The organism is Acinetobacter psychrotolerans, from assembly GCF_048552595.1.
Classification (GTDB): Bacteria; Pseudomonadota; Gammaproteobacteria; order Pseudomonadales; family Moraxellaceae; genus Acinetobacter.
Genome location: NZ_JBIMDK010000087.1, coordinates 1 through 225, shown reverse-complemented (window position 1 = coordinate 225; position 225 = coordinate 1). Strand labels below are relative to the sequence as shown.

Annotated in this window: 1 protein-coding gene; it reads left to right on the top strand. The window is 36.9% G+C overall.

The window, feature by feature from the left end; all coding sequences use genetic code 11:
* On the top strand, positions 1–225 hold a 225-nt coding region (locus tag ACG94X_RS16985; protein ID WP_419384822.1), incomplete at both ends, for a contractile injection system protein, VgrG/Pvc8 family.

Here is a 225-nt window from a genome sequence, read left to right as displayed (position 1 = left end):
TTACGGCAACTTCTACAGTACGAGATGTACAAGTCGGTTACTGGTTTGAATTGAATGAACACCCAGAGATAGATGAGCACGATGGCTCAGATAAAGAGTTCTTGATTACATCTAAGACTTTCTATAATCAAAATAATCTTCCGAAAGACTTAACTGATCAAGTCACAGTTCTGCTACAACAAAGTAATTGGCAACAAACCCAAATAAAAACCAATAACCAAGACG